This is a genomic window from Streptomyces sp. STAM6, from assembly GCF_054963715.1.
Window position 1 is genome coordinate 41,894 of sequence record NZ_JBUEFZ010000033.1, and the last position, 26,632, is coordinate 68,525.

Below are 26,632 nucleotides of genomic sequence, written 5' to 3' on the forward strand. Positions count from 1 at the left end.
CGGCGGGCGTCAGAAGTCCGGATTGCCGAGGATCACCCCATGCGTGCCTTCCTTGCTTCCGCGATCGGCGTCGCGTGCGGCGCCGCACTCGTGCTCCCGCTGTCCCTGCCCGCCACCGCCTCCCCCGCCGCTCCTGCCGCCCCGGCCGCGGGGGAGGCGTCGATCCCCGGCTCCACGCAGTCCCTGCCGCTGACGCCCCTGCCGGCCGAACGCGCCACCGGCGCCGCCCAGCAGGGCCTGATCAAGCGGAACGTCAAGCCGTTCTCGCTGGTCGGCGTGGTCTGGGACGACCCCGACGACGAACTGCACGGCTCCGTCCAGGTCCGCACCCGCGCCACCGGCACCGACACCTGGTCCGGCTGGCAGGACGTCGAGACCCACAACCACGAGCACGCCGCCGACCCCGGTACGCCCGAGCGGGACTCCGCCTCGGTGCGCGGCTCCACCGCTCCCCTGTGGGTCGGCAACTCCGACGGGGTCGAGCTGCGCGTACGCGCCGAGGCCTCCCGCTCCGGCGCGACCGGCGCCTCGCTGCCGCGCGGCATGCGGATCGAGCTCGTCGACCCCGGCGACGAGCCCACCGCCGACGACTCGGCCGCCCGCGACGTCGCCGCCACCAACGGCCCCCTCGCCGACGACGATCCGGCGCAGCAGGGTCCCGAGGCCCCCGACGGCGCTGCCGACGAGGTGGTCGACGCCACCTCCGGCACCGCCACGGACACCGCCTCGGACGGCGTGGTCGACGGTACGGTCGGCGGCGCCGTCGACGGGGCCGACACCGGACAGGTCGCCACGCCCGCCCTGACCGCCGAGGAGTCGGCCAGTTCCGCCGTGAACGCCGACCTCGCGCCGCTCGGCGCCCTCGAGATCGCCGAGCTGTCCAAGGCCGAGACCGAGGCGTCGCTGGGCGAGGCGATGGGCGCCAAGCCGTACATCGGTCCCCGCCCGAAGATCATCACCCGCAAGGGCTGGGGCGCGGACGAGAAGCTGCGGGAACGCGACTTCCTCTACACCAACTCCGTGCAGGTCGCGTTCACCCACCACAGCGCCACGGGCAACAACTACACCTGCAAGCAGGCCCCCTCCGTTCTGCGCAGTATCTACCGCTACCACGTCCTGAGCAGTGGCTGGCGGGACATCGGCTACAACTTCGCCGTCGACAAGTGCGGAAACATCTACGAAGGCCGGGCAGGAGGCGTGGCCAAGCCGGTGCAGGGTGCCCACACACTCGGCTTCAACACCAACAGCATGGGCATCGCCGTCCTCGGCACGTACAGTCAATCCACCCCGCCTGCCGCCGCGGTGACCGCCATCGCGAAGCTGACGGCGTGGAAGCTCGGGCTGTACGGAAAGGACCCGCGAGGCAAGTCCACGCTCACGTCAGGCGGAGGAAACCGGTACAAGAAGGGCACGAAGGTCAAGCTGAACACCATCTCCGGGCACCGGGACGGATTCGCCACCGAATGCCCCGGAGCACGCCTCTACAGCAAGCTCGGTACGGCCCGGAGTTCGTCGGCCAGGCTTCAGGGCCGGTGACACCGGCATCCGCACCGAAGGGTCTGCATACACTGTCCGGTCGTATCGGTCATATGACCGATGACCATCGACCGGCCCCAGCAGGAAGCAGAGACGACAGGTGACAGAAGCGATCCTCCTGGTCGGTGGCAAAGGCACTCGGCTGCGGCCGATGACGGTGCACACGCCCAAGCCGATGGTCCCCGCGGCCGGCGTGCCGTTCCTCACGCACCAGCTGGCCCGGGCGCGGGCCGCGGGGGTCGAGCACATCGTGCTCGCCACCTCGTATCTCGCCGAGGTGTTCGAGCCCTACTTCGGAGACGGCTCGTCGCTCGGGCTGCACATCGAGTACGTCACCGAAGTGGAGCCGCTCGGTACGGGCGGGGCCATCCGCAACGTCGCCTCCCGCCTCCGGTCCGCGCCGGACGACCCGGTCCTCATCTTCAACGGGGACATCCTGACCGGCCTGGACATCCGACAGCTCGTCGCCACCCACGACGCCTCCGGCGCCGACGTCTCCCTGCACCTGACCCGGGTCGAGGACCCGCGCGCGTTCGGCCTCGTCCCCACGGACGCCACCGGGCGCGTCACGGCCTTCCTGGAGAAGCCGCAGACCCCCGAGGAAATCGTCACCGACCAGATCAACGCCGGCGCGTACGTCTTCCGACGGTCCGTCATCGACACCATCCCCACCGGGCGGCCGGTCTCGGTCGAACGCGAGACGTTCCCCGACCTGCTGGCCTCCGGCGCCCACCTCCAGGGCATGGTCGACTCCACGTACTGGCTGGACCTCGGCACCCCGCAGGCGTTCGTCCGCGGCTCCGCCGACCTGGTGATGGGCCGTGCCCCGTCCCCGGCCGTACCGGGCCGCTGCGGCGACCGGCTCGTCCTCCCGGGCGCCACCGTCGCCGCGGACGCCAAGCTCACCGGCGGCACGGTCGTCGGCGCCGGCGCGTTCGTCGGGGAAGGCGCCCGGATCGACGGCAGCGCCGTCCTCGCCGACGCCGTCGTGGAAGCCGGCGCGGTCGTCACCGACTCGCTCATCGGCGAGGGCGCCCGCATCGGCGCCCGGACCGTGCTGCACGGCGCCGTCATCGGCGACGGCGCCCACGTCGGCGCCGACAACGAACTGCGCGACGGTGTCCGCGTGTGGTGCGGAGCGCGGCTGCCTGACGGGGCCGTCCGCTTCTCCTCCGACCAGTAGGACCCCTGTCCTCGGCCACGAGGAGCCGGAAACTCGGCCATGAACAGCCGGAAACTCGGCCATGAGGTGCCGGAAACACCGATGGGCCCCTGGAGACAGGGGCCCACTTCCGTGCCCGGGCCCCGTGTCGACCCGTCGGCCGGTCTACTCTCTTAGTGACCCCGACCCGAGGACCGCACCGTGGCAGGCCGCTACGCCCCCCGCCCCACCCGCACCCAGCTGCGCGGCGGCGACCTCGCCATACCCGCCGCCCGGTCCGCGTCCTCGTCCGCCGCGTGCGGTCCCTCCCGGACCCGGAGCTGGACACCGCCCTGGCCCCTGGACCTGGGGCTCGTCCTCGGCCCGCTGCGGCGCGGCCCCGCCGACCCCACCTTCCGTACCGCCCCCGACGGCTCCGTCTGGCGCGCCGGCCGCACCCCGGCCGGGCCCGGCACCCTGCGGATCGCGGCCCGCGGCGGGACCGTCGAGGCCGAGGCGTGGGGGCCCGGCGCCGACTGGCACCTCGACCGCCTCCCCGAACTGCTCGGCGAGCGCGACGACCCCGACGCGTTCACGCCCCGGCACCGGCTCGTCGCCGCGACCCTGCGCCGCCGGCCCGGTCTGCGGCTGACCCGCACCGGGCTGGTCATGGAGGCGCTGATCCCGTCGATCCTGGAGCAGAAGGTCACGACGGACGAGGCGTACCGCGCCTGGCGACTGCTCGTGCGCCGGTTCGGCGAGCCCGCCCCCGGGCCCGACCCGCGGCTCTACGTCATGCCGGAGCCCCGTACGTGGGCCATGATCCCGTCCTGGGAATGGCACCGCGCGGGCGTCGACTCCAAACGCTCCTCGACGATCCTGCGCGCCGTGCGCGTGGCCCGCCGCATGGAGGAGGCCGCGGCCATGGACGGCCCCGACGCGCAGCGACGCCTCGAACTGATCCCCGGCATCGGGCCGTGGACCTCCGCCGAAACGGTCCAGCGCAGCAACGGCGCCCCCGACGCGGTCTCGGTCGGCGACTACCACCTCCCGAGCATCGTCGGCTTTGCCCTGGCCGGCCGCCGGGAGGCCGACGACGACGAGATGCTGGAACTCCTGGCCCCCTACGCAGGCCAGCGCCACCGCGCGGCCCGCCTGATCCTCCTCAGCGGCCACACCCCACCCCGCCGCGCCCCCAGAATGACCCCGGGCAACATCGCCGCGCTCTGAGCCCTCGGCCACCGACGGCCTGCCGTGGCCTGCGCCTTCTTCCGGCCCCGGCTGGGAACGTCCGCGAGGCGGCACGGAGACTCCCGGACCACGGGTGCTTGCTGGAGCAGTGCGCCGGAAGATGAGCATCCGCTCCGTTCCGTGAGGTCGTGCCGTGCCGGCAGGCCGACGAACGTCCCTGCGGCGAAGGTCATTCGTGTCCGTCGCGTCGGCGAGCGGCGAGGATCGCGACGTCAGGAACGCGGTGGCGGGCACGCCGCAGACCTGGACCCATGCCGGGTTGACGTACACATGGCGCAGCTGGGCGTCGAGCACGACGACGGGGGCCAAGGTCCCCTCGACAAGCTGACGCGACAGAAGGCCGTCTTCCTCCGGAAAAGGCCACTGCGGCGTGGGGCTCTCACCGTTCACGGGTTCCCTCTCACTGTCTCCACCGGAGCCGATGCATACCCCGTCGAGGGGGTGACCGCTCGCGGTGCGGTGGGGGCGCATGAACGTGGACGTGGGGCGTGACGCAGACCAGAGGCCCGAGGAGCCCCTGCGGCATCGGGGACGAGTGGGCACAACCGGACCACCGGGCCGCAGGCGAAAGGGTGGCCGGGGCGGAGCCCCGGTTTCGGGAAGGGGCGGGGGAGCGCCCGCCGCGGGCGCGACCGGGTCCGGGCGGAGCCCCCGGGAGGGGTGATCCCGACCGCGGCGCCGTCGGGGTCACCGCACCTCGACGAACGCCCCCGCATCCCGCGCATCCCGCGCCCGCGCCTCCCCCGCCGGCCGCCCTACGGCCACCGCACCCATCGGGTCCCACCCCGACGGCAGGGCGAGCGCCTCGCGGACCACGTCCCGGCAGAACATCGTCGAGGACACCCACGCCGACCCGAGCCGCTCTCCCGCCAGCGCCACCAGGAAGTTCTGCACGCCCGCCCCCGCGGCGACCACGAACATCTCGCGCTCGGCCGTGTCGCGCCGCTCGTCGCCGTAGCTGTGGGCGCCGTCCATGACGAGGCAGGGCACGACCAGGTACGGCGCGTTGCGCAGGACGTCGCCGCGCCGGACGCGTTTCGCGATGAACTCCGCCGACCTGCCGTCGCGGCGCAGGTCGGCGATCCACGCCTCACGCATCGCGTCGAGCAGCCGGGTCCGCGACTCCTCGGACTCCAGCAGCACGAAACGCCACGGCGTCGTGTGGTGCGGCGCGGGCGCCGTGACGGCCGCGGCGACGGCACGCCGTACCGCACCCGGGTCCACGGGGTCGTCCGTGAACTCGCGGACGGTCCGCCGCAGCGTCATCGCCTCGCGCACCGCCTCGGAGGTGCCGAGCCGGAACATGTCGTCCGCGGCCGAACGCACCAGCGCCCGGGCGCCCTCCGCGCCGTCGTCGACCAGGTGCGGCAGGCCCCGCACCACGGCGACCGGCAGGCCCTCGGCCTTGCCCTTGACCAGGTCCCCTGCGGCGGCCAGCTCGTCGGCGCTCGCCACGACGGTCGCGACGAGCGGATTGCCGTACGCGTCGATGCCGCCGCGCAGGTCGTCCAGGACCCGTACGCCCGCCGCGCCGATCGCCACGTCGGTGAGCCCGCTGCGCCACGGGCGTCCGGAGGTGTCGGTGACGACGACGCCGACGTCCACACCGAGCGTGTCGCGCAGCCCCGCGCGGATGGCGCGTGCCGACGCGTCGGGGTCCTCCGGCAGCAACAGCACCGTGCCGGACGGTGTGTTGGACGCGTCCACCCCGGCCGCGGCCATCACCAGGCCCTGCCGGTTCTCGACGATCCGCAGCGTGCCGCGGCGGGCCACCACCCGTACCGTCTCGGCGTCGATCGCGGCCTCGCGGTCGGCGGCCGTGACGATCCGCCCCTCCGCCTTGCTGACGATCTTCGAGGTGACGAGCAGGACGTCCCCGTCGGCGAGGCCCGGCTCGGTGGCCGCGATCAGCTTGGCGAGGTCGTCGCCCGGCCGGACCTCCGGCAGCCCGGGCAGTGCCCAGACCCGGTACGAGGGCGACGTCATGCACGCACCTCCTCGGCGAGCGCCAGCGCCTCGCGGGCCATCGCCGTCGTCGCGTCGAGGTCGGTCATCATCAGGGGTACGGCCTTGCAGCGGATGCCCGCCGCCTCGACGTCGGCCACCGTCCCGGCGTCGACGGTGTCGACGAGCCAGCCGTCCAGCAGCCCGGAGCCGTAGTGCTGGGCCACCGCGGCGGCCGTGGCCTCGACGCCCACCGCCGCGAGCACCTTGTCGGCCATGCCGCGCACCGGGGCGTCGCCGACGATGGGGGAGAGACCCACCACGGGCACGCCCGCCTCGGCGATGGCCTCCCGGATGCCGGGCACGGCGAGGATCGTGCCGACGCTGACGACCGGGTTGGACGGCGGGAAGATCACCACGTCGGCCTCGGCGACGGCCTCCAGCACGCCGGGCGCCGGCTTGGCCCGTTCGGCGCCGACCGGTACGACGGCGTGCGCGTCCACGGAGGCGCGCATCTTCACCCAGTACTCCTGGAAGTGCACGGCCCTGCGCTCGCCGTCCACCTCGACGGCCACATGGGTCTCGACACGGTCGTCGGACATCGGCAGCAGCCGTACGCCCGGCTGCCAGCGGGCGCACAGCGCCTCGGTGACGGCGCTCAGCGGGTAGCCGGCGCCCAGCATCTGCGTACGGACGATGTGGGTGGCGAAGTCGCGGTCGCCGAGCCCGAACCACTCGGGGCCGACGCCGTACGCGGCGAGTTCCTCCTTGACGTGGAAGGTCTCGTCCGCGCGCCCCCAGCCCTGCTCCTCGTTGATGCCACCGCCGAGGGTGTACATGACCGTGTCGAGGTCGGGGCAGACCTTCAGCCCGAACAGATGGATGTCGTCACCGGTGTTGCCGATGACCGTGATGTCCGCGTCGGGCGCGGCCTGCTTGAGGCCGCGGAGAAAACGGGCACCACCGATGCCGCCGGCCAGAACCACAATGCGCATACGGACAGTGTGTCAGCCGGAGGATGATCGTTCGGGGGGTGGTGGTCGGGCGGCGGGAGGGGGCCGTCAGACGGTGACCGTCTCCTGGGCGCAGGACCGCGTCGTGTGCATCGGCATCTCCGTCAGGCCCGGGTAGTAGATGTGCAGGCTGACGGCCGGTTCGAGGGAGTCGTTGACGACGTCGTGCGCGTAACCGGGCGCGAAGACACGCTGCGCGCCGGCGCCGAGCGTCAGTGCGCCCCTTTCCGTACGCTCCGTCAGTTCGCCGTCCAGGACGGTCATGACGCCGGAGGAGCCGCCGTGGTCGTGGAGGCCCGTGCCCTGGCCGGGAACCCAGGACAGCAGCCAGACCTCGTAGCCGCCCGGGGTCTCCTCGGCCCGGGCGGAGCCGAGGGCGTGGGGAACGTTCCGCAGCCGGTGGTACCAGCGGGTGGTGGCGTCGTACTGGACGAGAGGGGCCCACTGGGCGCGGTCGGCCGCGATGGAGCGGGCGAGCCCGACGAAGTCGGCCACGGTGACCGGGTGCTGCTTGGCGGGCTGGAGCAGGTGCTGGACGGCGAGGATGTCGCCGGCGATCTGGAGGTCGCTGTCGCTGTTCATGGGGTGGGGGTTCCTCGGCAGAGAACAAGACGTGCGGTCACGCGGAAACGCGATGAGGAAGAAACGCTGGAGCTCTACGGCATCAACAGCAACAGCGACAGCGACAGGAGGCAGCGCGGCGGAACCCGTTGGGGGTCGCGGAGGGCGCTGAGGTCACTGGCATGCCAACAAAGGTGACCGCCCTGGTATCCGTCTGTCAACTCAATGCCCGATTTGGTGGCAATGTTTCACCTCATCCGGTTACTCCGGTCGGAGAAAGGTTTATGCGCTCGTAAGTCGGGACACATGGCGCAGCAACCACTCGCGCAAACGTCCGCGTGCTCTCGTGACCGGACTGTGATCCGGGTCGCTTCACCGCCAGGATCGCAACAAGATCGAAGTCGCGTACGTCCTTCCTTGAGAGGCGTCGAAAGGGAGGGTGCGGGCAGGCCGGTGGGTATGTGTCTCGTTTTTGGTGATTTGAACACTTTCCGCATAGCCTTGGTTCCGCAGAGTGAATACCGGGCCCAATAGCAGATCCCCGCTTGACTGGCTCGGAGCAGCACACTTGTAATTTCACTCGTGTCGTTCGGCCGGAATGACGACAAACGGCCACATCACGGGGACGCAAAGTACAGACGAGGGGCGCAGATGACCGAGTTGTTCCAGGAACTGCTGGTCGAGGACGCGGACGAAGAACTCGGCTGGCAGGAGCGCGCGTTGTGCGCCCAGACCGATCCCGAGTCCTTCTTTCCCGAGAAGGGCGGATCCACCCGGGAGGCCAAGAAGGTCTGCCTGGCCTGCGAAGTCCGTTCGGAATGCCTCGAGTACGCGCTGGCCAATGACGAAAGATTCGGAATCTGGGGCGGTCTGTCCGAGCGTGAGCGTCGCCGACTGAAGAAGGCCGCTGTCTGAACGCCGTCCGACCAAACGGCACACACACGCACGTAAAGACCGGTCCGTCGACTGTGCTCTGTCCACAGGCGGCGGACCGCTGTCGTGCCAGCCATTAGTGTGGGGCTCCGTCCGAGACGCTCCCACGCCCCCCGCGGGGCGACCCCCCGGCCGGAGGGCCCGTACCTCGATGTCCGCCACCACAGCCGCGTTTTCCCCCGCCTCCCCCGCGCATCAGCCAGAGTTCCCGCGGCACGTCGTCACCGCCGTCCTGGTCTCCCACGACGGGGCCCGCTGGCTGCCCGACGTCCTCGCCGGCCTGCTCGGCCAGGAGCGCCCCGTGCAGAACGTCATCGCGGCCGACACCGGAAGCGCCGACGACTCCGCGCGGCTGGTCACCGAGGCCGTCGGCGACGAGCGGGTGCTGCACCTCGCGCGCCGTACGGGGTTCGGCGCCGCGGTCGACGAGGCGGCCCGCACCGCCCCGGTGCTCGGCCCCGACGACCTGCCCTATCTGAAGCGGCCCAGCGGCTGGGACCCGGTCAGCCGGACGTGGCGGGACGACGCGTACGACATGCCCGAGCTGCCGTACGGCGAGCCCGTGCAGTGGCTCTGGCTCCTCCACGACGACTGCGCCCCCGAGCCGGGCGCCCTCGCCGAACTGCTGCGCGTCGCGGACGGCGACGAGGACGCCGCGATCGTCGGCCCCAAGCTGCGCGGCTGGTACGACTGCAAGCAGCTCCTCGAAGCCGGCGTCTCCATCGCCAACAGCGGCCGCCGCTGGACCGGCCTCGACCGGCGCGAGCAGGACCAGGGCCAGCACGACCAGGTCCGCCTCGTCCTCTCCGTCTCCAGCGCCGGCATGCTCATCCGCCGCGACGTCTTCGAGGAGCTCGGCGGCTTCGACCGCCGACTGCCCCTCATGCGCGACGACGTCGACCTGTGCTGGCGCGCCCACAGCGCCGGTCACCGCGTCCTCGTCGCCCCCGACGCCGTGCTGCGCCACGCCGAGGCCTCCGCCCGCGAGCGGCGCAGCGTCGACTGCGTGGGCCGCTCCGTCGCAGGCCCCCACCGCGTCGACAAGGCCGGCGCCGTCTACACCCTGCTCGCCAACGCGCGCGGCGCCGCCGTGCCGTACGTCCTGCTCCGGCTGATCGTCGGCACCCTCCTGCGCACCCTCGCCTATCTCGTCGGCAAGGCACCCGGCCAGGCCGTCGACGAAGTCACGGGCCTCATCGGCACCCTGCTGCGGCCCGAGCGGATCATCGCCGCCCGCCGCAGACGCTCCCGCCGGGCCGTGGACCCGCGCGAGCTGCGGCCGCTGTTCCCGCCGCCCGGCGCCACCGTCCGGGCCACCTTCGAGCAGGTGGCGTCCAACTTCGGCGGCAGTGACGCCGATTCCGGCGGCTCGCGGCACGGCGCCGTGGAGTCCGGACCGGGCGGTGACGACGCCGACTACCTGGAGATCGAGCAGTTCGCCCGCCTGAAGAAGATCGCCCGCAAGCCGGGCCCGGTCCTCTTCGCGCTCCTGCTCGTCGTGTCGGTCGTGGCCTGCCGCGGCCTGTACGGCGGGGGTTCCCTCGCGGGCGGCGTCCTGCTGCCCGCACCCGGCTCCGTCGGCGAACTGTGGGGGCGGTACGCCGACGGCTGGCACCCGCTCGGCACCGGCGGCACTCAGAGCGCCCCGCCCTACCTCGCCGTCCTCGCCGCACTGTCCGCGCTGTTCCTCGGCTCGACCGGGCTCGCGCTCACCGTGCTGCTGGTCTGCTCGGTCCCCCTCGCCGGCGTCACGGCCTACTTCGCCTCACGCCCGCTCGTCGAGTCCCGGCTCCTGCGCGCCTGGGGCGCCGTCGCCTACGCCTTCCTGCCCGCCGCGACCGGCGCCCTGGCCACCGGACGCCTCGGCACCGCGGTCCTCGCCGTCCTCCTGCCGCTGATCGCCCGGGCCGCCGTCGCGGCCCACGGCCTGCGCGGCGGCGGCACCGGTGCCCCCCGCGGCAGCTGGCGCGCCACTTGGGCGTACACCTTCCTGCTCACCTTCGCGATGGCGTTCACCCCGGTCGTCTGGCCGCTCGCGGTCGTCCTCGGCCTGGCCGTGCTCGCGCTGCGCCGGGACGACATCACCGCGTACGGGCTGCGCTTCCTCGCCACGATCGGCACCCCGCTGCTGGTCCTCGCCCCCTGGTCGCTGTCTCTCCTCACCGACCCGGCCGCGTTCCTCACCGAGGCCGGACTGGAGTCCGCCGCCGGCAGCGCGAGCGCGCTGGACCTGCTCGGCATCAGTCCGGGCGGGCCCAAGACCGTCGGCGGCCTGGTCCTGATCGGCGTGGTCCTCGCCGCGCTCGCGGCCCTGCTGCGCGCCGAGCGGCAGTTCGCCGTCCGCGCCGCCTGGGTCGCGGCCCTCACCGGCCTCGTCTTCGCGGTCCTCACCAACGGCTCCGGCTGGGCCGGCCCCGCCACCCTCGTCTACGGCATCGCCTTGCTGGCGGCCGGCATGCTCGGCGCCGAAGGCGGCCGCACCCGCGTCGCCGCGCAGAACTTCGGCTGGCGGCAGCCCGTCGCCGTCCTCATCGCGCTCGCCGCCGCCGTCGGCCCGCTGATCTCCGCCGCCGGCTGGATGCTCGGCGGCGCCGGCGGACCGCTGGAGCGCGTCGACCCGGTCCAGGTCCCGGCATTCGTCGCCGAGGAGAGCGACACCCGCGACCAGCCACGCACCCTCGTGCTCGGCGGCACCTCGACCGCCAAGGTCTCCTACACCCTCGTCCGCGGCTCCGGCGCCCGGCTCGGCGACGCCGAACTGGCCGCCGCGGGCGGCAGTGACCCGCGCCTGGACAAGGTCGTCGCCCACCTGGTGGCCGGCTCCGGCGCCGACCAGACCGACCAGCTCAGCGGCTTCGCCATCCGGTACGTCCTGGTCAGGGACGGCGCCCCGCGCCAGATGAGCCGCGTCCTGGACTCCACACCCGGCCTGAGCCGGCTGAGCCAACTGGACGGCAGCGCGCTGTGGCGGGTCGACCGCCAGGTCGCCCGCGCCACGATCGTCCCCGGCGGCGACGGCAAGGGCGAGCGGCTGCCGGTCGCGTCCGGCCCCGTGGAGGCCCACACCGACATCCCCAAGGGCGGTGCCGGCCGCGTCCTGCGGATCGCGGACCGCGCCGACGACGGCTGGCGGGCCACCCTCGACGGCCGCCCCCTGAAGAAGACGGTCGTCGACGACTGGGCGCAGGGCTTCGAGCTGCCCGCCGAGGGCGGCCGCCTCGACCTGACGTACGAGGCCCCCTTCACCCACTCGGCGTGGATCTGGGCGCAGAGCTTCCTCGCCGTCGTGCTGCTGGTGCTGGCCCTGCCGGGGCGGCGCCGGGACGTCGACGACGACCTGCCGGAGGATGAGCCCGCCGTGTCCGCGCAGGACCTCGAGGGCGACGGCCGGCGAGCCCGCCGCCTCCGGGCGGCGGCGGCCGCCGAGGCGGAGGCCGAAGCCGCGGCGGGACCGGTTCCCGACGCCGATCCGTACGCGCACGCGCAGCCCGGGGCGCACACCCCTCCGCAGGAGCGGACGCCCGCCGAGCGGGCGCCCGGCGGGCAGCCGTACGAGGAGCAGCCCTACGGCGAGCAGCAGCAGGCCGCCGGCCACGGCGGGGTGCCGCAACAGCCCGCGTACGGCGAGTGGGACGACCAGCAGGCGTACGCGTACCAGCAGCAGGCGTACGACCAGGCCTACCAGGCCGATCCGTACCAGCAGCAGTACCCGCAGGAGCAGTACGGGCAGCAGCAGTACGACCCGTACCAGCAGCAGTACGGCCAGGAGCAACAGCAGTACGGCCAGGAGCAGCAGCAGTACGGCCAGGAGCAGCAGCCGTACGGCCAGGAGCAGCAGCCGTACGGCCAGGACCAGCAGCAGTACACGCAGGGGCAGTACGGCCAGGACGGCCAGTACGACCAGGGCGCGTACGACCCGTACGACTACGAGAACGAGCAGCGTCCCGACGGGAGCAGCAACCAGTGAACCGCGCCACCCTCTCCCTCGTCGCGGCCGTCACCGCCCTCGGCGCCGTCACCGGGATCGCCGCCCTGACCGCCCCCGACGGCGCCGCTTCCGACGGCGCCCCCAAGGCGGCGGCGCGGCTGCCCGTGGAGCGCACGAGCCTGCTCTGCCCCGCGCCCAGCACGTCCGAGGTCGCCGAGACGGTGTACACGTCGTTCACCCCGGCGGGCACGCCGGCGGCGGCCGGCGGGGAATCGCCCCCCGCCGGCGGGGAAACCGCCCGGGCCGAGCTGAAGCCGTCCGCGGCGGCGGCGAACGACACCACGGCGGACCCGAAGAAGGCCGAGGAGAAGAAGCCGGACGCGCCGAAGAAGGCGGCCGCCGCCGACAAACCCGTCGTCACCCTCGCGCAGCCCGGCAAGCCCGTGTCCGCCGAGGCGAACGGCGCCGAAGCGCCCGCCCTGGTCGGCACCGCCTCCGGCCGGCTCGCCCCCGGCTGGACCACCCAGCAGACCACCACCGTCCCGGCGGGCGGCTCGCGCGGCCTGCTCGGCATCAGCTGCACGGCCCCCGACACCGACTTCTGGTTCCCCGGCGCCTCCACCGCCAAGCAGCGCCAGGACTACGTCCACCTGACCAACCCGGACGACAGCGCCGCCGTCGTCGACATCGAGCTGTTCGGGCCGAACGGCGCCCTCAAGGCGCAGCTCACCGAAGGCATCCCCGTCCCGGCCCGGTCCAGCGTCCCGGTGCTGCTCTCCACGCTGACCGCCGATCCGGCCGCGGAGGACGTCACCGTCCATGTCACGACCCGCAGCGGCCGGGTCGGCGCGGTGGTCCGCTCCGCCGACGACAAGCTCGGCAGCGACTGGCTCCCCGCGTCCACCGACCCGGCCGGCACGCTGGTGCTGCCGGGCATCCCGGCGGACGCCACCTCGGTGCGGCTCGTGGCGTACGCGCCGGGCGAGGACGACGCCGACGTGAAGGTCCGGCTGGCGAGCCCGACCGGCACGATCACCCCGGCCGGCGGCGAGGGACTGCACATCAAGTCCGGGATGACGGCGTCCCTCGACCTGAAGGACGTCACCCGCGGCGAGGCGGGCTCCCTGTTGCTGTCGCCCGCGCAGAGCGGGCGGGCCACGCCGGTCGTCGCCGCGCTGAAGGTGGTGCGGGGCAAGGGCGACAAGCAGGAGGTCGCCTTCATCCCGGCGACCGGCCCCGTGGGCGAGCGGGCGACCGTCGCCGACAACCGCGCCCAGGGCACGACCCTGTCGCTGACCGCCCCCGGCGAGACCGCCGAGGTGAAGGTCTCCGTGTCGGCGGGCACCCAGGGCGGCGCGCCGACGAGCAAGACGTACACGGTGAAGGGCGGCACGACCCTGGCGGTCGCACCGCCGGTGCCGGCCGGGCTGAAGGGCTCGTACGCGCTCACCGTGGAGACCGTGTCGGGTGGCCCCGTGCACGCGGCCCGGACGCTGGCCGTGCCGGAGGACGGCATCCCGATGTTCACCGTCCAGGCGCTGTCGGACGACCGCGGGACGGTGGAGGTGCCGTCGGCCCAGCAGGACCTGTCGGTCCTGGACTAGCGACACCGCACCGGTGGTCTCGGCCCGGCGGTCCGGGCGAGCGTCCCGGCACTGGCGGGCCGGGGGACGGCTTGCCCGCGTGGGCCGGACGGCCTGCCCCGCGTGGGCCGGACGGGGCCGGACGGCCTGCCTCGCGTGGGCCGGACGGGGCCGGACGGCCTGCCCCGCGTGGGCCGGGGCCCGGGCCCCGTAGGTCGCTCAGTCCTGGCCGTACCGGGGGTCGACGGACTCGGGCGACAGGCCCAGCAGCTCGGCCACCTGCTCCACGACCACCTCGTGGACCAGCAGGGCCCGCTCGTCGCGGTTCTTGGCGCGCAGCTCGACCGGCCGCCGGTAGATCACGATCCGGGCCGGCCGGTCCCGGCCGGCCGGGACCGAGTTGCCCAGCGGAACCGTCTCCTCGGGGGCCGCCGGTACCTCCAGGACGTGGAAGTCGACCTCGGCCAGCTGCGGCCAGAGCCGCTCCAGCCGCTCCACGGAGTCCTGCACCAGGTCGCGGAAGGTCTCCCCGCGGCTCGCCGAGAGCGGCACCTGCGGCGGGGCGACGGGCCCACGCATACCGCGGCCGTGGCGGTCGCGGCGGCGGGGCCGTGGCTCGGTCGGTCGGGGCGGCACGGGAGTGTCCATCACTGACGCAGGGTAACTCTCCGGGGCGCACGACGATCGGGGCCGCGCGCGGGGTGCCTTCTCCGGAGTGGATCACCGCCCGGTCCGGTGTCCCCCGCGTGTCACGCAGATGTCCGCAATCGAGCATTCCAGCCAAGCTTGGGCTCGATTCAGCGCGTTCCCACGATCAACACCGTCGTCGAGAATGACCGGATTCATACGACGTAATGTTCGACCGGTCGGCCGCCCGATCCGGGCGTCACGACCTCCCGCGCAGGTCAACCGAGTTGCTCCGAAGGCCCTTGTGCGGGACATCACACCGCGACACGGGCGAGTGACCTGGTGGAGAGTCGTCGCGGCCCGCTCAAGAGTGCGGTACCGTCCAACGTCGTGAGCCCTGTACGTCGCTGTTCGCGCACCGCGTGCGGCCGCCCTGCCGTCGCGACACTGACGTACGTCTATGCCGACTCGACTGCGGTCCTCGGCCCGCTCGCCACCTACGCCGAGCCCCACTGCTACGACCTGTGCGCCGAGCACAGCGAGCGCCTCACCGCGCCGCGCGGCTGGGAGGTCGTCCGCCTCTCGGACGCCTCCGCCCCCGCGCGCCCCAGCGGTGACGACCTTGAAGCGCTCGCCAACGCCGTCCGCGAAGCGGCCCGCCCCCAGGAGCGGGCGGCCCAGGCCGGCGGCAAGGGCGGCGGACGCGGCGGGGACCCGGTGGAAGTCGGCCGCCGCGGCCACCTCCGGGTGCTGCGCTCCCCGGACTCCTGACCGGGCACTTCGCGTTCCGGACCTGCGGGTAGTTTGTGTACCTCTACACAGGGCTTGCAGGAGGTTGGGCAGTGGCTGCTGATCTGTCGCAGATCGTGAAGGCGTACGACGTCCGCGGGGTGGTGCCGGATCAGTGGGACGAGCCGCAGGCGGAACTCTTCGGTGCCGCCTTCGTCCGGGTGACCGGCGCCGACGCCATCGTCGTCGGCCACGACATGCGCCCGTCGTCGCCCGGCCTGTCGGGCGCCTTCGCCCGCGGCGCGGCCGCCCAGGGCGCCGACGTCACCCTCATCGGCCTCTGCTCGACCGACCAGCTGTACTTCGCCTCCGGCTCGATGAACCTGCCGGGCGCCATGTTCACCGCGTCGCACAACCCCGCCCAGTACAACGGCATCAAGCTGTGCCGGGCCGGTGCGGCGCCGGTCGGCCAGGACACCGGCCTCGCCGAGATCCGGACGCTCGTGGAGAACTGGTCCGAGGCGGGCGCCCCCGCCGCCGCGGCGACCCCGGGCACGATCAGCGAGCGCGACACGCTCAACGACTACGCCGCGCACCTGAAGTCCCTGGTCGACCTCTCCGCCGTCCGGCCGCTCAAGGTCGTCGTGGACGCGGGCAACGGCATGGGTGGCCACACCGTCCCGACCGTCTTCGCCGGTCTGCCCCTCACCGTCGTACCGATGTACTTCGAGCTGGACGGCACCTTCCCCAACCACGAGGCGAACCCGCTCGACCCGGCGAACATCGTCGACCTGCAGGAGCGCGTCCGCGCGGAGGGCGCGGACCTCGGCCTCGCCTTCGACGGTGACGCCGACCGGTGCTTCGTCGTGGACGAGCGGGGCGAGCCCGTCTCGCCGTCGGCGATCACCGCCCTCGTCGCGTCCCGGGAGCTGGCGAAGAACGGCGGCTCGGGCACCGTCATCCACAACCTGATCACGTCCTGGTCCGTCCCCGAGGTCGTACGCGAGAACGGCGGCACCCCGGTCCGCACCCGGGTCGGTCACTCCTTCATCAAGGAGGAGATGGCGAAGACCGGCGCGATCTTCGGCGGCGAGCACTCGGCGCACTACTACTTCCGGGACTTCTGGAACGCCGACACCGGCATGCTCGCCGCCCTCCACGTCCTCGCGGCCCTGGGCGGCCAGGACACGCCGCTGTCCTCGCTGGTCTCCTCCTACGACCGCTACACCGGCTCCGGCGAGATCAACTCCACGGTCGCGGACCAGGCGGCCCGTGCCGCGGCGGTCCGCGAGGCCTTCGCCTCCCGCGACGGAGTCGCCGTCGACGAGCTCGACGGCCTGACCTTCACCGCCCGGGACTGGTGGTTCAACCTGCGCCCCTCCAACACGGAACCGCTGCTGCGCCTGAACGTCGAGGGACGCGACGAGGTCATCATGGCCAAGATCCGCGACGAGGTCCTGGCGCTGGTCCGCGCCTCCTGAGACGCGGGCGGTACGGCCCGGCGCAGGCTTCCCGGCGGGGCCGTGGCTCCGCCGGGCCGAGCCCGCGCCGACCGGCCCTGGTGGGGCCGGGCCTTTCCAGGCCGATTCTGATTCGGGCTGCGCCCCTGTTGCTCCGTGCCCCTGTCGGTCTGGGCACCGTCGGTCCGGGCTCTTTTCGGGCCGCCCGATTCAGACCGGCCCCCGTCGGTCCGGCCCCCCTTTGGGCCGAGCGCTTTCCGGGGCCGCCCGCCAGACCCCCCGTCGGTCCGGCCCCCGTCGGTCAGGCCCCCGTCGGGCCGGTCCCCGTGGGTCCAGGTCCGTTCCAGGCCGAGCCTGTGCCGGCCAGGCCCCCGTCGGGCCGGGCCCCCGTCGGGCCGGGCCCGCCCAGCCGGGCCCGTGGGGCCGAGCCCCCCGCGCGAAGCCCTTCGGGCAGGATCGCCGGCCGGCGCAGCAGAGTCGTACCGCTCGTCCCGGCGGGCCGCGCCCGACGGCGACGCGGGCCGCCGTCCCTATCGCTGTCGCCGCCCCGTCAGGCGGTATTCCGCCAAGCCGCGTCCCCGATTCCCCGCCGGCCGCCTTCCAGGTGCCCGTCAAGCCGCGTCCCCCGCGCCCCGGCGGTAGGCTGACGTGGCCAAACCGCACCACCGCCATCACTCGCACCGCGTTCGAAGGGACCCACCCCATGCCGCTCGAAGCCGGCCTTCTGGAGATCCTCGCCTGCCCGGCCTGCCACGCCCCGCTCAGCGACCGCACGGCAGCCGAGACGCCCGAGCTGATCTGCACCGGCGAAGACTGCGGCCTGGCCTACCCCGTACGGGACGGCATCCCGGTGCTCCTCGTGGACGAGGCCCGCCGCCCCGCCTGACGGCACGCGCCCGGCCACACGGGCGGAGTCCATCCACCGCACGGCGATCGGAGGCCCCACCCCATGCTCGACGAGTCGCTGCTCGACGACCCGGACGCCCTCGCCCGAGCCGACCGCCGCGGTCTCCTCCGCGGGGCCGCCGAAGCGGGCGCGCGCGTGCGCACCGCCGCCCGGCACGCCGCCGAGGCGGGCGTCGCCGAGCTGAACCCCGAGGGCCGCCCCCGCGCCGTCCTCGTCGCCGGGCCCGGCACCGCCGCGACCGGTGTCGCGGACCTGGTCGGCGCCCTCGTGGGCGCCTCCGCACCGGTCACCCGCCTGCACCCCACCGGCGTCGCCCCCGCCGCGGGCGCGCTGCGCTGGGCGCTCCCGGGCTGGGCCGGCCCCGTGGACCTGCTCCTGCTCGTCACCACGGACGGCAGCGAACCCGGGCTGGCGGTCCTCGCCGAGCAGGCGTACCGCCGCGGCGTCACGGTCGTCGCCGTAGCACCCCGGCGCTCCCCGCTCTCCGAAGCCGTGGACGACACGCACGGCCTCGTCGTCCCGATGGCCACGGCGCCCCACGAGCCGTCCGAGGAGGAGACACCGGCGGCCAGTTCCGGCGCCCTCTGGGCGCTGTTCACCCCTCTCCTGGTGCTGCTCGACCGGGTCGGACTGATCTCCGCCCCCGCCGACACGCTGCAGGGCCTCGCGGACCGGCTCGACCGTACGGCGGAACGCTGCGGTCCGGCCATCGCGACCTACAGCAACCCGGCCAAGACCCTCGCCGCCGAACTCGCCGACTCCCTGCCGCTGATCTGGTCGGAGGGCACGATCGCCGGCCCCGTGGGCCGGCGGTTCGCCACCGTGCTCGCCGAACTGGCGGGCCGCCCCGCGTTCGCGGCCCAGCTCCCCGAGGCGCTCCCCTCCCACGCGGTGCTCCTGGCGGGCGACTTCGCGGGCGGCGCCGACCCCGACGACTTCTTCCGCGACCGGGTCGAGGAGGAACAGGCCCTCCGCGCTCGCGTCGTCCTGCTGCGCGACCGCTCGGTCGGCGGCCTGACCGCGGCACCGGCCGCCCGTGAACTGGCGCTCAGCCACGACACGGCCATCAGCGAGCTCGAGCCCGACGACGACGGAGAAGACCTGGTCGAGCTGGCCGAGCTCCTCGCGATCACCGACTTCGCCGCCGTCTACCTGGCGCTGGCGTCGGTGCCGCGCACCTGACCCGCGTCACGGACGCCCACCCCGCGTCACGGACGCCCGACCTGCGTCACGGACGCCCGACCTGCGTCACGGACGCCCGACCTGCGTCACGGACGCCCGACCTGCGTCACGGACGCCCACCCCGCGTCACGGACGCCCGACCTGCGTCACGGACGCCCACGCCGCGTCACGGACGCCCGACCCGCGTCACGGACGCCCACCCCGCGTCACCGACGTCCGACCCGTGTCACAGAGAAGACCCCGCAACCCCCAGGCCTTGCGCAGAGTCCTCACTCACAGGCCCGCACGCAGGCCTCCCGGACAGAGAACCCCAGGCACCGCTGGGCCCGCACAGCCCCCGAGCAACGAGGAACGCGCATGGACCGCCTCTCCAACACCATCCGCCCCTATGCCTGGGGCTCGACCACGGCCATCCCCGAGCTGCTCGGCGTCACCCCCAGCGGCGAGCCGCAGGCCGAGCTGTGGATGGGCGCCCACCCCGGCGCCCCCTCCCGCGTCACCCGCCCCGGGGACGGCCCCGCCGAGCAGGCCCTGAACGATGTCATCGCGGCCGCACCCGAGCGGGAACTCGGCCCCGCCGCCGTCGCCAAGTTCGGCCCCCGGCTGCCCTTCCTCTTCAAGATCCTCGGCGCCGGCTCACCCCTCTCCCTCCAGGTCCACCCCGACCTGGCCCAGGCCCAGGAGGGCTACGCCGCCGAGGAGCGCGCCGGCATCCCCATCGACGCCCCGCAGCGCAACTACAAGGACGCCAACCACAAGCCCGAACTTCTCTGTGCCCTCACGCCCTTCGAGGGACTCTGCGGCTTCCAGGCCCCTCTCGACTCCGCCGACCTCATGGCCGCGCTCGACGTCGACTCCCTCAAGCCGTACGTGGACCTCCTCCACGCCCACCCCGAAGAAGCCGCGCTGCGCGAGGTCCTGACCGCCGTCCTGAGCGCCGACCCGGAGGAGATGGCCGCCACCGTCACCGAAGCGGCCGCCGCCTGCGAACGCCTGGGCGGCCCGCACGCCCCGTACGCCACCCTCGCCCACCACTTCCCCGGCGACCCCGGCGTCATCGCCGCCATGCTCCTCCACCACATCCGGCTCCAGCCCGGCGAGGGCATCTACCTCGGCGCCGGCGTCCCCCACGCCTACATCAGCGGCCTCGGCGTCGAGATCATGGCCAACTCCGACAACGTCCTGCGCTGCGGCCTCACCCCGAAGCACGTCGACGTCCCCGAACTCCTCCGCATCGTCCGCTTCGAGGCCGCCGACCCGGCGATCCTGCGCCCCGAGGCATCGCCCTCCGGCGAAGAGGTCTACGAGACGCCCGTCGACGAGTTCCGTCTCTCCCGGTACGTCCGCCCCGAAGGCGCCGCCCCCGTCGACCTCACCGCCACCACACCGCAGATCCTGCTCGCCACGGCGGGCACCCCCCGCGCCGGCGAACTGTCCCTCGCGCCCGGCCAGAGCGTCTTCGTCCCGGCGGGCGAAAGGACCGAACTGTCCGGACCCGGCACGGTCTTCCGTGCCACAGTGATGGCCTGACGCACCGCACCCCTCCGCTGCTGCAACAATGTGCGGCCGTACGAACCACCCCCCGAGAGACACCCAGAAGGGACACCCGCACGCATGAGCGCGTCAGGCGGAACCAAGGCGATCGTGGCGGCGCTCGCCGCCAACCTCGCGATCGCGGTGAGTAAATTCGTCGCCTTCCTCTTCAGTGGTTCGTCCTCGATGCTCGCCGAGAGCGTGCACTCGCTGGCCGACTCCGGCAACCAGGGACTCCTGCTCCTCGGCGGCAAGAAGGCCAAGCGCGAAGCCACCCCCCAGCACCCGTTCGGCTACGGCCGCGAGCGCTACATCTACGCCTTCCTCGTCTCCATCGTCCTCTTCTCGGTCGGCGGCATGTTCGCCATCTACGAGGGCTACGAGAAGATCAAGGACCCCCACGAGATCGAGGCCTGGTACTGGCCGGTCGGCGTCCTCGTCTTCGCGATCATCGCCGAGACCTTCTCCTTCCGCACCGCCATCAAGGAGTCCAACGCCCTGCGCGGCAACCTCTCCTGGAAGGACTTCGTCCGCCGCGCCAAGGCCCCCGAGCTGCCGGTCGTCCTCCTGGAGGACCTGGGCGCCCTCGTCGGTCTGATCCTCGCCCTCGGCGGCGTCGGCCTGGCGCTCCTCACCGGTGACGGCATCTGGGACGGCATCGGCACGCTGTGCATCGGTGTCCTCCTCATCGTGATCGCGATCGTCCTGGCCGCCGAGACCAAGTCCCTGCTGCTCGGCGAGGCCGCCGGCGTGGAAGAGGTCAAGAAGATCGAGGCGGTGCTCGTCGACGGCGACACCGTCACCGGCCTCATCCACATGCGTACGCTCCACCTCGGCCCCGAGGAACTGCTCGTCGCCGCCAAGGTCGCCGTCCGGCACGACAACACGGCCACCGAGGTCGCGGCCGCGATCAACGCCGCCGAGGACCGCATCCGCGCCGCCGTCCCGATCGCCCGGGTGATCTATCTGGAGCCGGACATCTACAGCGAGGCCGCCGCCGCGGCGGGCGGCAACCCGGCCAAGGCTCCCGGCGGACCCGCCCCCGACGCCCACTGACGCCCCGCCCACAGGGCGGCGAGCACGCCGGCAAGCGGTGACCCGAAAGCCCCGCACAACCGAACGGCCCCCGTACCTCCAGGTCCGGGGGCCGTTCGGCGCGCTCCAGGACCCGCCCGGATCCCGCCCGGAGCCCGCCCGGACCCCGTCAGGTCCCCACCGGGAGCCCGGTAGGACCGGAAACCGGCCCCCTGCCCGCCCGGGCGGACTGTGGGCCACCGGACCGATCGGTGTAGATTCGTGACCAGAGCCAGACGTCGCTGCTGATGGCGGTCGGGCGGTCCTCGACGGACCGGCCGAGGGAGAGAGGGCCTCCGACGACTGCACTGCGAGTGCCCGGGCATCCTTGTGCCCCGCCACCGCAGAGCCAGCCGTACCCACCCTCGACCGACACACGAGGAGCAGCTCGAAATGACGACTGTCGCCAACCGACAGGACTTCAAGGTCGCCGACCTCTCCCTGGCCGAGTTCGGCCGCAAGGAGATCACCCTCGCCGAGCACGAGATGCCCGGCCTGATGGCGATCCGCAAGGAGTACGCCGAGGCCCAGCCCCTCGCCGGCGCCCGCATCACCGGCTCCCTGCACATGACCGTGCAGACCGCCGTCCTCATCGAGACGCTCGTCGCCCTCGGCGCCGAGGTCCGCTGGGCCTCCTGCAACATCTTCTCCACCCAGGACCACGCCGCCGCCGCCATCGCGGTCGGCCCCAACGGCACCCCGGACAGCCCCCGGGGCGTCCCGGTCTTCGCCTGGAAGGGCGAGACCCTGGAGGAGTACTGGTGGTGCACGGAGCAGGCCCTGACCTGGCCGAACACCCCCACCGGCGGCCCCAACATGATCCTGGACGACGGCGGTGACGCCACCCTCCTCGTCCACAAGGGCGTCGAGTTCGAGAAGGCCGGCGAGGCCCCGGACCCGTCCACCGCGGACAGCGAGGAATACGCCCACATCCTCCGCCTCCTCAACCGCACCCTCGGCGAGAACCCGCAGAAGTGGACCCGCCTCGCCTCCGAGATCCGCGGCGTCACCGAGGAGACCACCACCGGCGTCCACCGCCTGTACGAGATGCACCGCGACGGCACCCTGCTGTTCCCGGCGATCAACGTGAACGACGCCGTCACCAAGTCGAAGTTCGACAACAAGTACGGCTGCCGCCACTCCCTCGTCGACGGCATCAACCGCGCCACCGACGTCCTCATCGGCGGCAAGGTCGCCGTCGTCTGCGGCTACGGCGACGTCGGCAAGGGCTGCGCCGAGTCCCTGCGCGGCCAGGGCGCCCGCGTCATCGTCACCGAGATCGACCCGATCTGCGCCCTGCAGGCCGCCATGGACGGCTACCAGGTCACCACCCTGGACGAGGTGGTCGATGTCGCCGACATCTTCATCACCACGACCGGCAACAAGGACATCATCATGGCCTCGGACATGGCCAAGATGAAGCACCAGGCCATCGTCGGCAACATCGGCCACTTCGACAACGAGATCGACATGGCCGGCCTCGCCAAGATCGAAGGCATCGTCAAGGACGAGGTCAAGCCCCAGGTCCACACCTGGACCTTCCCGGACGGCAAGAAGATCATCGTGCTGTCCGAGGGCCGCCTGCTGAACCTGGGCAACGCCACCGGTCACCCGTCCTTCGTGATGTCCAACAGCTTCGCGGACCAGACCCTGGCCCAGATCGAGCTCTTCACGAAGCCCGAGGACTACCCGACCGACGTCTACGTCCTGCCCAAGCACCTCGACGAGAAGGTCGCCCGCCTCCACCTCGACGCGCTCGGCGTGAAGCTCACGACCCTCCGCCCCGAGCAGGCCGCCTACATCGGCGTCGACGTCGAAGGCCCCTTCAAGCCGGACCACTACCGCTACTGACACTGACCGCCGCCGACGGCGCCCGGCACCACACCGGCCCACCTCGGCAGCGACACACGGCAGCAGCAGGTAACAGGCAGGCCCCCGCACCCCCGTGTCGGGGGCCTGCCCGTACCCGGCTCTCAGCGCGCTCTCACCGCCGAACCCGAGGATCCGAGGACCCATGCCCCGCGGCCGCTATTCGCTTCATGATCCGCACGATCACACCCCCCTCGGTGAAGAGCACTTCCACTGCGCCCCCGGCCCCTCCGGCTGGCGCTACGTCTCGCAGATCACCACCCCCCGCGGCGATCACTCCGGCTCCGTCGACCTCACCATCGACGACCTCGGCCGCCCCATCCGCCTCGAACTTCACGCCGCGAGCTGGCAAGTCCGCGGCGCCGCCCTGGAAGGCGTCACCTGGGTCCGCACCGACCCCACCGGAACACACGCCACCGAAGGCAATGTCCGCGCCCACGCCTTCACCGGCACATCCCCGGCGTTCCTCGTCGCGACATCCCGACTCCTGCGCCTCACCCCCGACTCCCCCTCGACGCGCGTACGGCTCGTGGCCTTCACCGACCCGGTCCTGGCCCCCCTCACCGTCGACCAGTCGTGGGCCCTACGGAAGAGTGAAGCGCACGCCACTGACAACGGCCCCCTGACCGTGGACGAATACCAGGTCAGCGCCCTGGACACGGGCGAGCAGCACACCGTCCACATCGCCGGCGACGTCGTCCTCGCAGCCCCCGGCATCGAGCTCGAAGACCTCGACTCCCCGCCGTCGGTCTTCCCCTGACCCCGCGGCGCCCGCCGCCCACTAGCGGAAACCGCCGATCCGCCGCCGAAAGCTGCCGACGGACCAACTACGGCCCGCACACGCCTCAGGGGACATGCGCCGAGACCGCCGAGACCGGACTGGCGGGGAAGATCCGCCTAGGCGGGAGGAGCGAACCCGGTAGCGGGCCGCGCCGGCCCGATGACCGGGCCTTCACCCCCGGCACCTCCGCCGTGCACTCCTCTGTCGCCCGCGCCTTCACCGGCCGCGCCTTCACCGACGGGAACCCGAGCCGCCGCGCCCGCGGACTCGTCCACACCCGCGCCCGTCACCCGACCGCCACCGGCACCTGCACCTGCACCCGCACCTGTGACGGCACCCGGGACTCCGCTCACCTCGTAGGGCGTCGCGTAAGCCACCACACCACCAGCCGCGCCGCCCGTCTCCGGGCCCGCCACCGCTCCGGACGCCTGCCCCGCGAAGGCCCTCCGGGCATCACGCGCCTGCCGCTCGTTCACCACACCCGACAGATACGCCGCCGCGGGCACTCCCGGCGGAGCCGGCGTTCCCGTCCTCGCCACCAGCTCGTCCGCGAGCCGTTCCGCCAGCGCCCGCCCCACCTCGGGATCGAGCTGCTCCATCCGGGTCAGGTATTGCCGTATCCCCAGCCACAGCTCATCCGGCACCGCCGAGAGGTCCACCTGGGAAAACCGTCCCACCAGCCACGGAGGCGGAGGTGGCACCGCCCTCGTCCGGGCCACCGGCACCCGCTCCCGCACGACCAGCGTCCCCGCGAACACGTCCCCGATCCGCCGCCCCCGCGCGGACACCAGCGACGCGATACAGGCGATCGCCCCGAACGTCATCAGGATCTCCACGACCCCCATCGCCCCGCGCACCAGCGCGTGCCGGAACCGGATCGGCCCCCCGTCGTCCCGCACCACCCGGAGCCCGCAGGCCAGCTTCCCCAGCGACCGCCCGTGGCTCAGCGTCTCCACCGCGATGGGCGCACCCACCAGCACAAGCACGAACGACGCGATCGACACCGCCATGACCGCCGCCTCGTCCAGCGATGCGGTCGCCAATGCCAGACCAACCGATATCAACAGATAGGCGGCCCAGACGACCACCAGATCGATGAACAGGGCCAGCGCCCGGCTCGGCAGCCTCGCCGGCTGCAGCCCGAGTACGACGGCATCCCCCGTCACAACCCCACTCACGGCGCCCACCCTTCTTCGACCTTCCCCAACCCCTCCGAACGCCAGTCTGCCAAGCTGACCAGCAGCGCGCCGCAGTAGTACGAACCGTACGCACCCAGTGCCTGGAGCAGCAGCCGATCATGGACCTCGACGTCTACGTCACCGCCCACCGCGCCGAGTGGGACCGCCTCGACCACCTCCTGCGCCGCGGCGGCCACCTCACCGGCGCCGAGGCCGACGAGCTCGTCGCCCTCTACCAGCGCACCGCCACCCATCTCTCGCTGATCCAGTCCAGCGCACCCGACCCCGCGCTCACCGCCCGGCTCACCCAGCTCGTCGCCAGGGCCCGCGCCACGGTCACCGGCACCCGCCGCGCCTCCTGGCGCGACGCCGCCCGCTTCCTGACGGCCGGCTTTCCGGCGGCGGTCTACCGCTCCCGCCGCTGGTGGATCCCCACGGCGGTGCTCTCCACCGTCCTCGCCGCGCTCATCGGCTGGTGGATAGGCGCGCACCCCGAAGTACAAGCGGCCATCGGCGCCCCCGACGAACTGCGCGAGATGACCCGCCCCGGCGGCCAGTACGAGACGTACTACTCGAGCCACCCGGCCGCATCCTTCGCTGCCCAGGTCTGGACGAACAACGCCCAAGCCGCCGCCCTGTGTCTCGTCCTCGGGGCCTTCCTCTGCATTCCGGTCGTGTGGGTCCTCTTCCTCAACATGCTGAACCTCGGCGTGGGCATCGGCCTCATGTCGTCCGCCGGCCGACTGGACACCTTCCTGGGCCTCGTCCTCCCGCACGGCCTCCTGGAACTCACCGCGGTCTTCGTCGCCGCGGGCACGGGCCTCCGCCTCGGCTGGACCTTGATCGACCCGGGCCCCCGGACCCGCCGCGCCGCCCTCGCCGAGCAGGGGCGTGCCGCCATCGGCATGGCCATCGGCCTTGCCCTGGTCCTTTTCGTCTCCGGTGTGATCGAGGGCTTCGTGACCCCGTCGGGCCTCCCCACCTGGGCCCGAATCACCATCGGAATCGTCGCTGAGCTGGCGTTCCTTGCGTACGTCTATGTGCTCGGCGGCCGTGCGGCCAAGGCCGGCGAGACCGGGGACGTCGACACCACCGAACGGAGCGCCGAGCTCCCGACGGCCGCCTGATGTGCGTGGGGCCCCTCTGACCTGCTAGTCTCCTCTCCGCCCGCAAACCCCGTTGACAGGGGGTGTGTGGGGAGGTAGATTTAAACGGTTGCCTGGAACTGGACAAGTTCGGGGCTGACAAGTTAAAGTCTCTCTCGCTCCGGCCGGAAACGAGGTTTCCGCGGAGCCACTCCGATTCTTTATCCGGGTCACGAAGCCGATTAGCTCGGCCGAAATGATTCTGATAAAGTCGGATCAGCCGAAAGGTAAAGGCCCTCCAACGGCCACCGGAAACA

The 26,632-nt window shown here is 72.9% G+C and carries 20 protein-coding genes; 15 read left to right on the top strand and 5 right to left on the bottom strand.

Features of this window, described 5'->3' with window-relative positions; genetic code table 11:
* Positions 1 to 39: 39 nt before the first annotated feature.
* The 3 genes from ACY34K_RS27970 to ACY34K_RS27980 all read left to right on the top strand — a co-directional run bounded on the left by ACY34K_RS27970 (position 40) and on the right by ACY34K_RS27980 (position 3,907).
* Positions 40 to 1,536, top strand: a complete 1,497-nt coding sequence (locus ACY34K_RS27970) for a peptidoglycan recognition protein family protein (protein ID WP_462751949.1) — start codon at positions 40 to 42, stop codon at positions 1,534 to 1,536.
* Between the two features lie 100 nt (positions 1,537 to 1,636).
* On the top strand, positions 1,637 to 2,719 hold the full coding sequence (gene manB, locus ACY34K_RS27975) for a mannose-1-phosphate guanylyltransferase (protein ID WP_462751951.1): 1,083 nt from the start codon (positions 1,637 to 1,639) through the stop codon (positions 2,717 to 2,719).
* A 180-nt stretch (positions 2,720 to 2,899) separates the two neighbouring features.
* Positions 2,900 to 3,907, top strand: coding sequence for a DNA-3-methyladenine glycosylase family protein (locus ACY34K_RS27980; protein WP_462751953.1), 1,008 nt, complete (start codon positions 2,900 to 2,902; stop codon positions 3,905 to 3,907).
* A gap of 708 nt (positions 3,908 to 4,615) precedes the next feature.
* Here ACY34K_RS27980 and ACY34K_RS27985 read toward each other — a convergent pair.
* The 3 genes from ACY34K_RS27985 to ACY34K_RS27995 all read right to left on the bottom strand — a co-directional run bounded on the left by ACY34K_RS27985 (position 4,616) and on the right by ACY34K_RS27995 (position 7,467).
* The gene (locus tag ACY34K_RS27985) at positions 4,616 to 5,914 is read right to left on the bottom strand and encodes a coenzyme F420-0:L-glutamate ligase (protein WP_462751955.1); all 1,299 of its coding nucleotides are present in this window, start codon (positions 5,912 to 5,914) and stop codon (positions 4,616 to 4,618) included.
* On the bottom strand, positions 5,911 to 6,867 hold the full coding sequence (gene cofD, locus ACY34K_RS27990) for a 2-phospho-L-lactate transferase (RefSeq protein ID WP_462751957.1): 957 nt from the start codon (positions 6,865 to 6,867) through the stop codon (positions 5,911 to 5,913). Before cofD ends, ACY34K_RS27985 begins: the two co-directional genes overlap by 4 nt.
* 66 nt (positions 6,868 to 6,933) lie before the next feature.
* Positions 6,934 to 7,467 carry a cysteine dioxygenase gene (locus ACY34K_RS27995; protein ID WP_462751959.1) on the bottom strand — a complete coding sequence of 178 codons (534 nt, stop codon included), beginning with the start codon at positions 7,465 to 7,467 and terminating at the stop codon, positions 6,934 to 6,936.
* 630 nt (positions 7,468 to 8,097) lie between these two features.
* Between ACY34K_RS27995 and ACY34K_RS28000 the strand changes: the two genes are divergently transcribed.
* The 3 genes from ACY34K_RS28000 to ACY34K_RS28010 all read left to right on the top strand — a co-directional run bounded on the left by ACY34K_RS28000 (position 8,098) and on the right by ACY34K_RS28010 (position 13,911).
* Entirely contained in the window at positions 8,098 to 8,361 is a 264-nt protein-coding gene (locus ACY34K_RS28000) for a WhiB family transcriptional regulator (protein ID WP_023588371.1), read from the top strand.
* 169 nt (positions 8,362 to 8,530) lie between these two features.
* Positions 8,531 to 12,346: a glycosyltransferase family 2 protein gene (locus ACY34K_RS28005; RefSeq protein ID WP_462751961.1), complete on the top strand. Its 3,816-nt coding sequence runs from the start codon at positions 8,531 to 8,533 to the stop codon at positions 12,344 to 12,346.
* Entirely contained in the window at positions 12,343 to 13,911 is a 1,569-nt protein-coding gene (locus tag ACY34K_RS28010; protein WP_462751963.1) for a DUF5719 family protein, read from the top strand. The genes ACY34K_RS28005 and ACY34K_RS28010 overlap by 4 nt, the downstream gene beginning before the upstream one ends.
* 198 nt (positions 13,912 to 14,109) lie before the next feature.
* On the opposite strand, the gene ACY34K_RS28015 is transcribed toward ACY34K_RS28010, so the two are convergent.
* Positions 14,110 to 14,538, bottom strand: a complete 429-nt coding sequence (locus ACY34K_RS28015; RefSeq protein WP_462751992.1) for a metallopeptidase family protein — start codon at positions 14,536 to 14,538, stop codon at positions 14,110 to 14,112.
* 321 nt (positions 14,539 to 14,859) lie between these two features.
* Between ACY34K_RS28015 and ACY34K_RS28020 the strand changes: the two genes are divergently transcribed.
* The 8 genes from ACY34K_RS28020 to ACY34K_RS28055 all read left to right on the top strand — a co-directional run bounded on the left by ACY34K_RS28020 (position 14,860) and on the right by ACY34K_RS28055 (position 24,031).
* Positions 14,860 to 15,288, top strand: a complete 429-nt coding sequence (locus tag ACY34K_RS28020; protein ID WP_462751965.1) for a DUF3499 domain-containing protein — start codon at positions 14,860 to 14,862, stop codon at positions 15,286 to 15,288.
* Positions 15,289 to 15,359: 71 nt separating this feature from the next.
* The gene (locus tag ACY34K_RS28025; RefSeq protein WP_462751967.1) at positions 15,360 to 16,727 is read left to right on the top strand and encodes a phosphomannomutase/phosphoglucomutase; all 1,368 of its coding nucleotides are present in this window, start codon (positions 15,360 to 15,362) and stop codon (positions 16,725 to 16,727) included.
* Between the two features lie 682 nt (positions 16,728 to 17,409).
* Positions 17,410 to 17,592, top strand: coding sequence for a Trm112 family protein (locus ACY34K_RS28030; RefSeq protein ID WP_382667283.1), 183 nt, complete (start codon positions 17,410 to 17,412; stop codon positions 17,590 to 17,592).
* A 63-nt stretch (positions 17,593 to 17,655) separates the two neighbouring features.
* Entirely contained in the window at positions 17,656 to 18,795 is a 1,140-nt protein-coding gene (locus ACY34K_RS28035) for an SIS domain-containing protein (protein ID WP_462751969.1), read from the top strand.
* A gap of 357 nt (positions 18,796 to 19,152) precedes the next feature.
* On the top strand, positions 19,153 to 20,325 hold the full coding sequence (gene manA / locus ACY34K_RS28040; RefSeq protein ID WP_462751971.1) for a mannose-6-phosphate isomerase, class I: 1,173 nt from the start codon (positions 19,153 to 19,155) through the stop codon (positions 20,323 to 20,325).
* Positions 20,326 to 20,409: 84 nt separating this feature from the next.
* Positions 20,410 to 21,384, top strand: a complete 975-nt coding sequence (locus ACY34K_RS28045) for a cation diffusion facilitator family transporter (protein WP_462751973.1) — start codon at positions 20,410 to 20,412, stop codon at positions 21,382 to 21,384.
* A gap of 411 nt (positions 21,385 to 21,795) precedes the next feature.
* On the top strand, positions 21,796 to 23,253 hold the full coding sequence (gene ahcY, locus ACY34K_RS28050) for an adenosylhomocysteinase (RefSeq protein WP_462751975.1): 1,458 nt from the start codon (positions 21,796 to 21,798) through the stop codon (positions 23,251 to 23,253).
* A gap of 163 nt (positions 23,254 to 23,416) precedes the next feature.
* Positions 23,417 to 24,031 (top strand): hypothetical protein, encoded by a 615-nt coding sequence (locus tag ACY34K_RS28055; protein ID WP_462751977.1) that lies wholly within the window; start codon positions 23,417 to 23,419, stop codon positions 24,029 to 24,031.
* 137 nt (positions 24,032 to 24,168) lie between these two features.
* Here ACY34K_RS28055 and ACY34K_RS28060 read toward each other — a convergent pair whose 3' ends face one another.
* Positions 24,169 to 25,230: an RDD family protein gene (locus ACY34K_RS28060; protein WP_462751979.1), complete on the bottom strand. Its 1,062-nt coding sequence runs from the start codon at positions 25,228 to 25,230 to the stop codon at positions 24,169 to 24,171.
* A 119-nt stretch (positions 25,231 to 25,349) separates the two neighbouring features.
* Between ACY34K_RS28060 and ACY34K_RS28065 the strand changes: the two genes are divergently transcribed.
* Positions 25,350 to 26,357, top strand: a complete 1,008-nt coding sequence (locus tag ACY34K_RS28065) for a stage II sporulation protein M (RefSeq protein ID WP_462751981.1) — start codon at positions 25,350 to 25,352, stop codon at positions 26,355 to 26,357.
* Positions 26,358 to 26,632 lie beyond the last annotated feature (275 nt).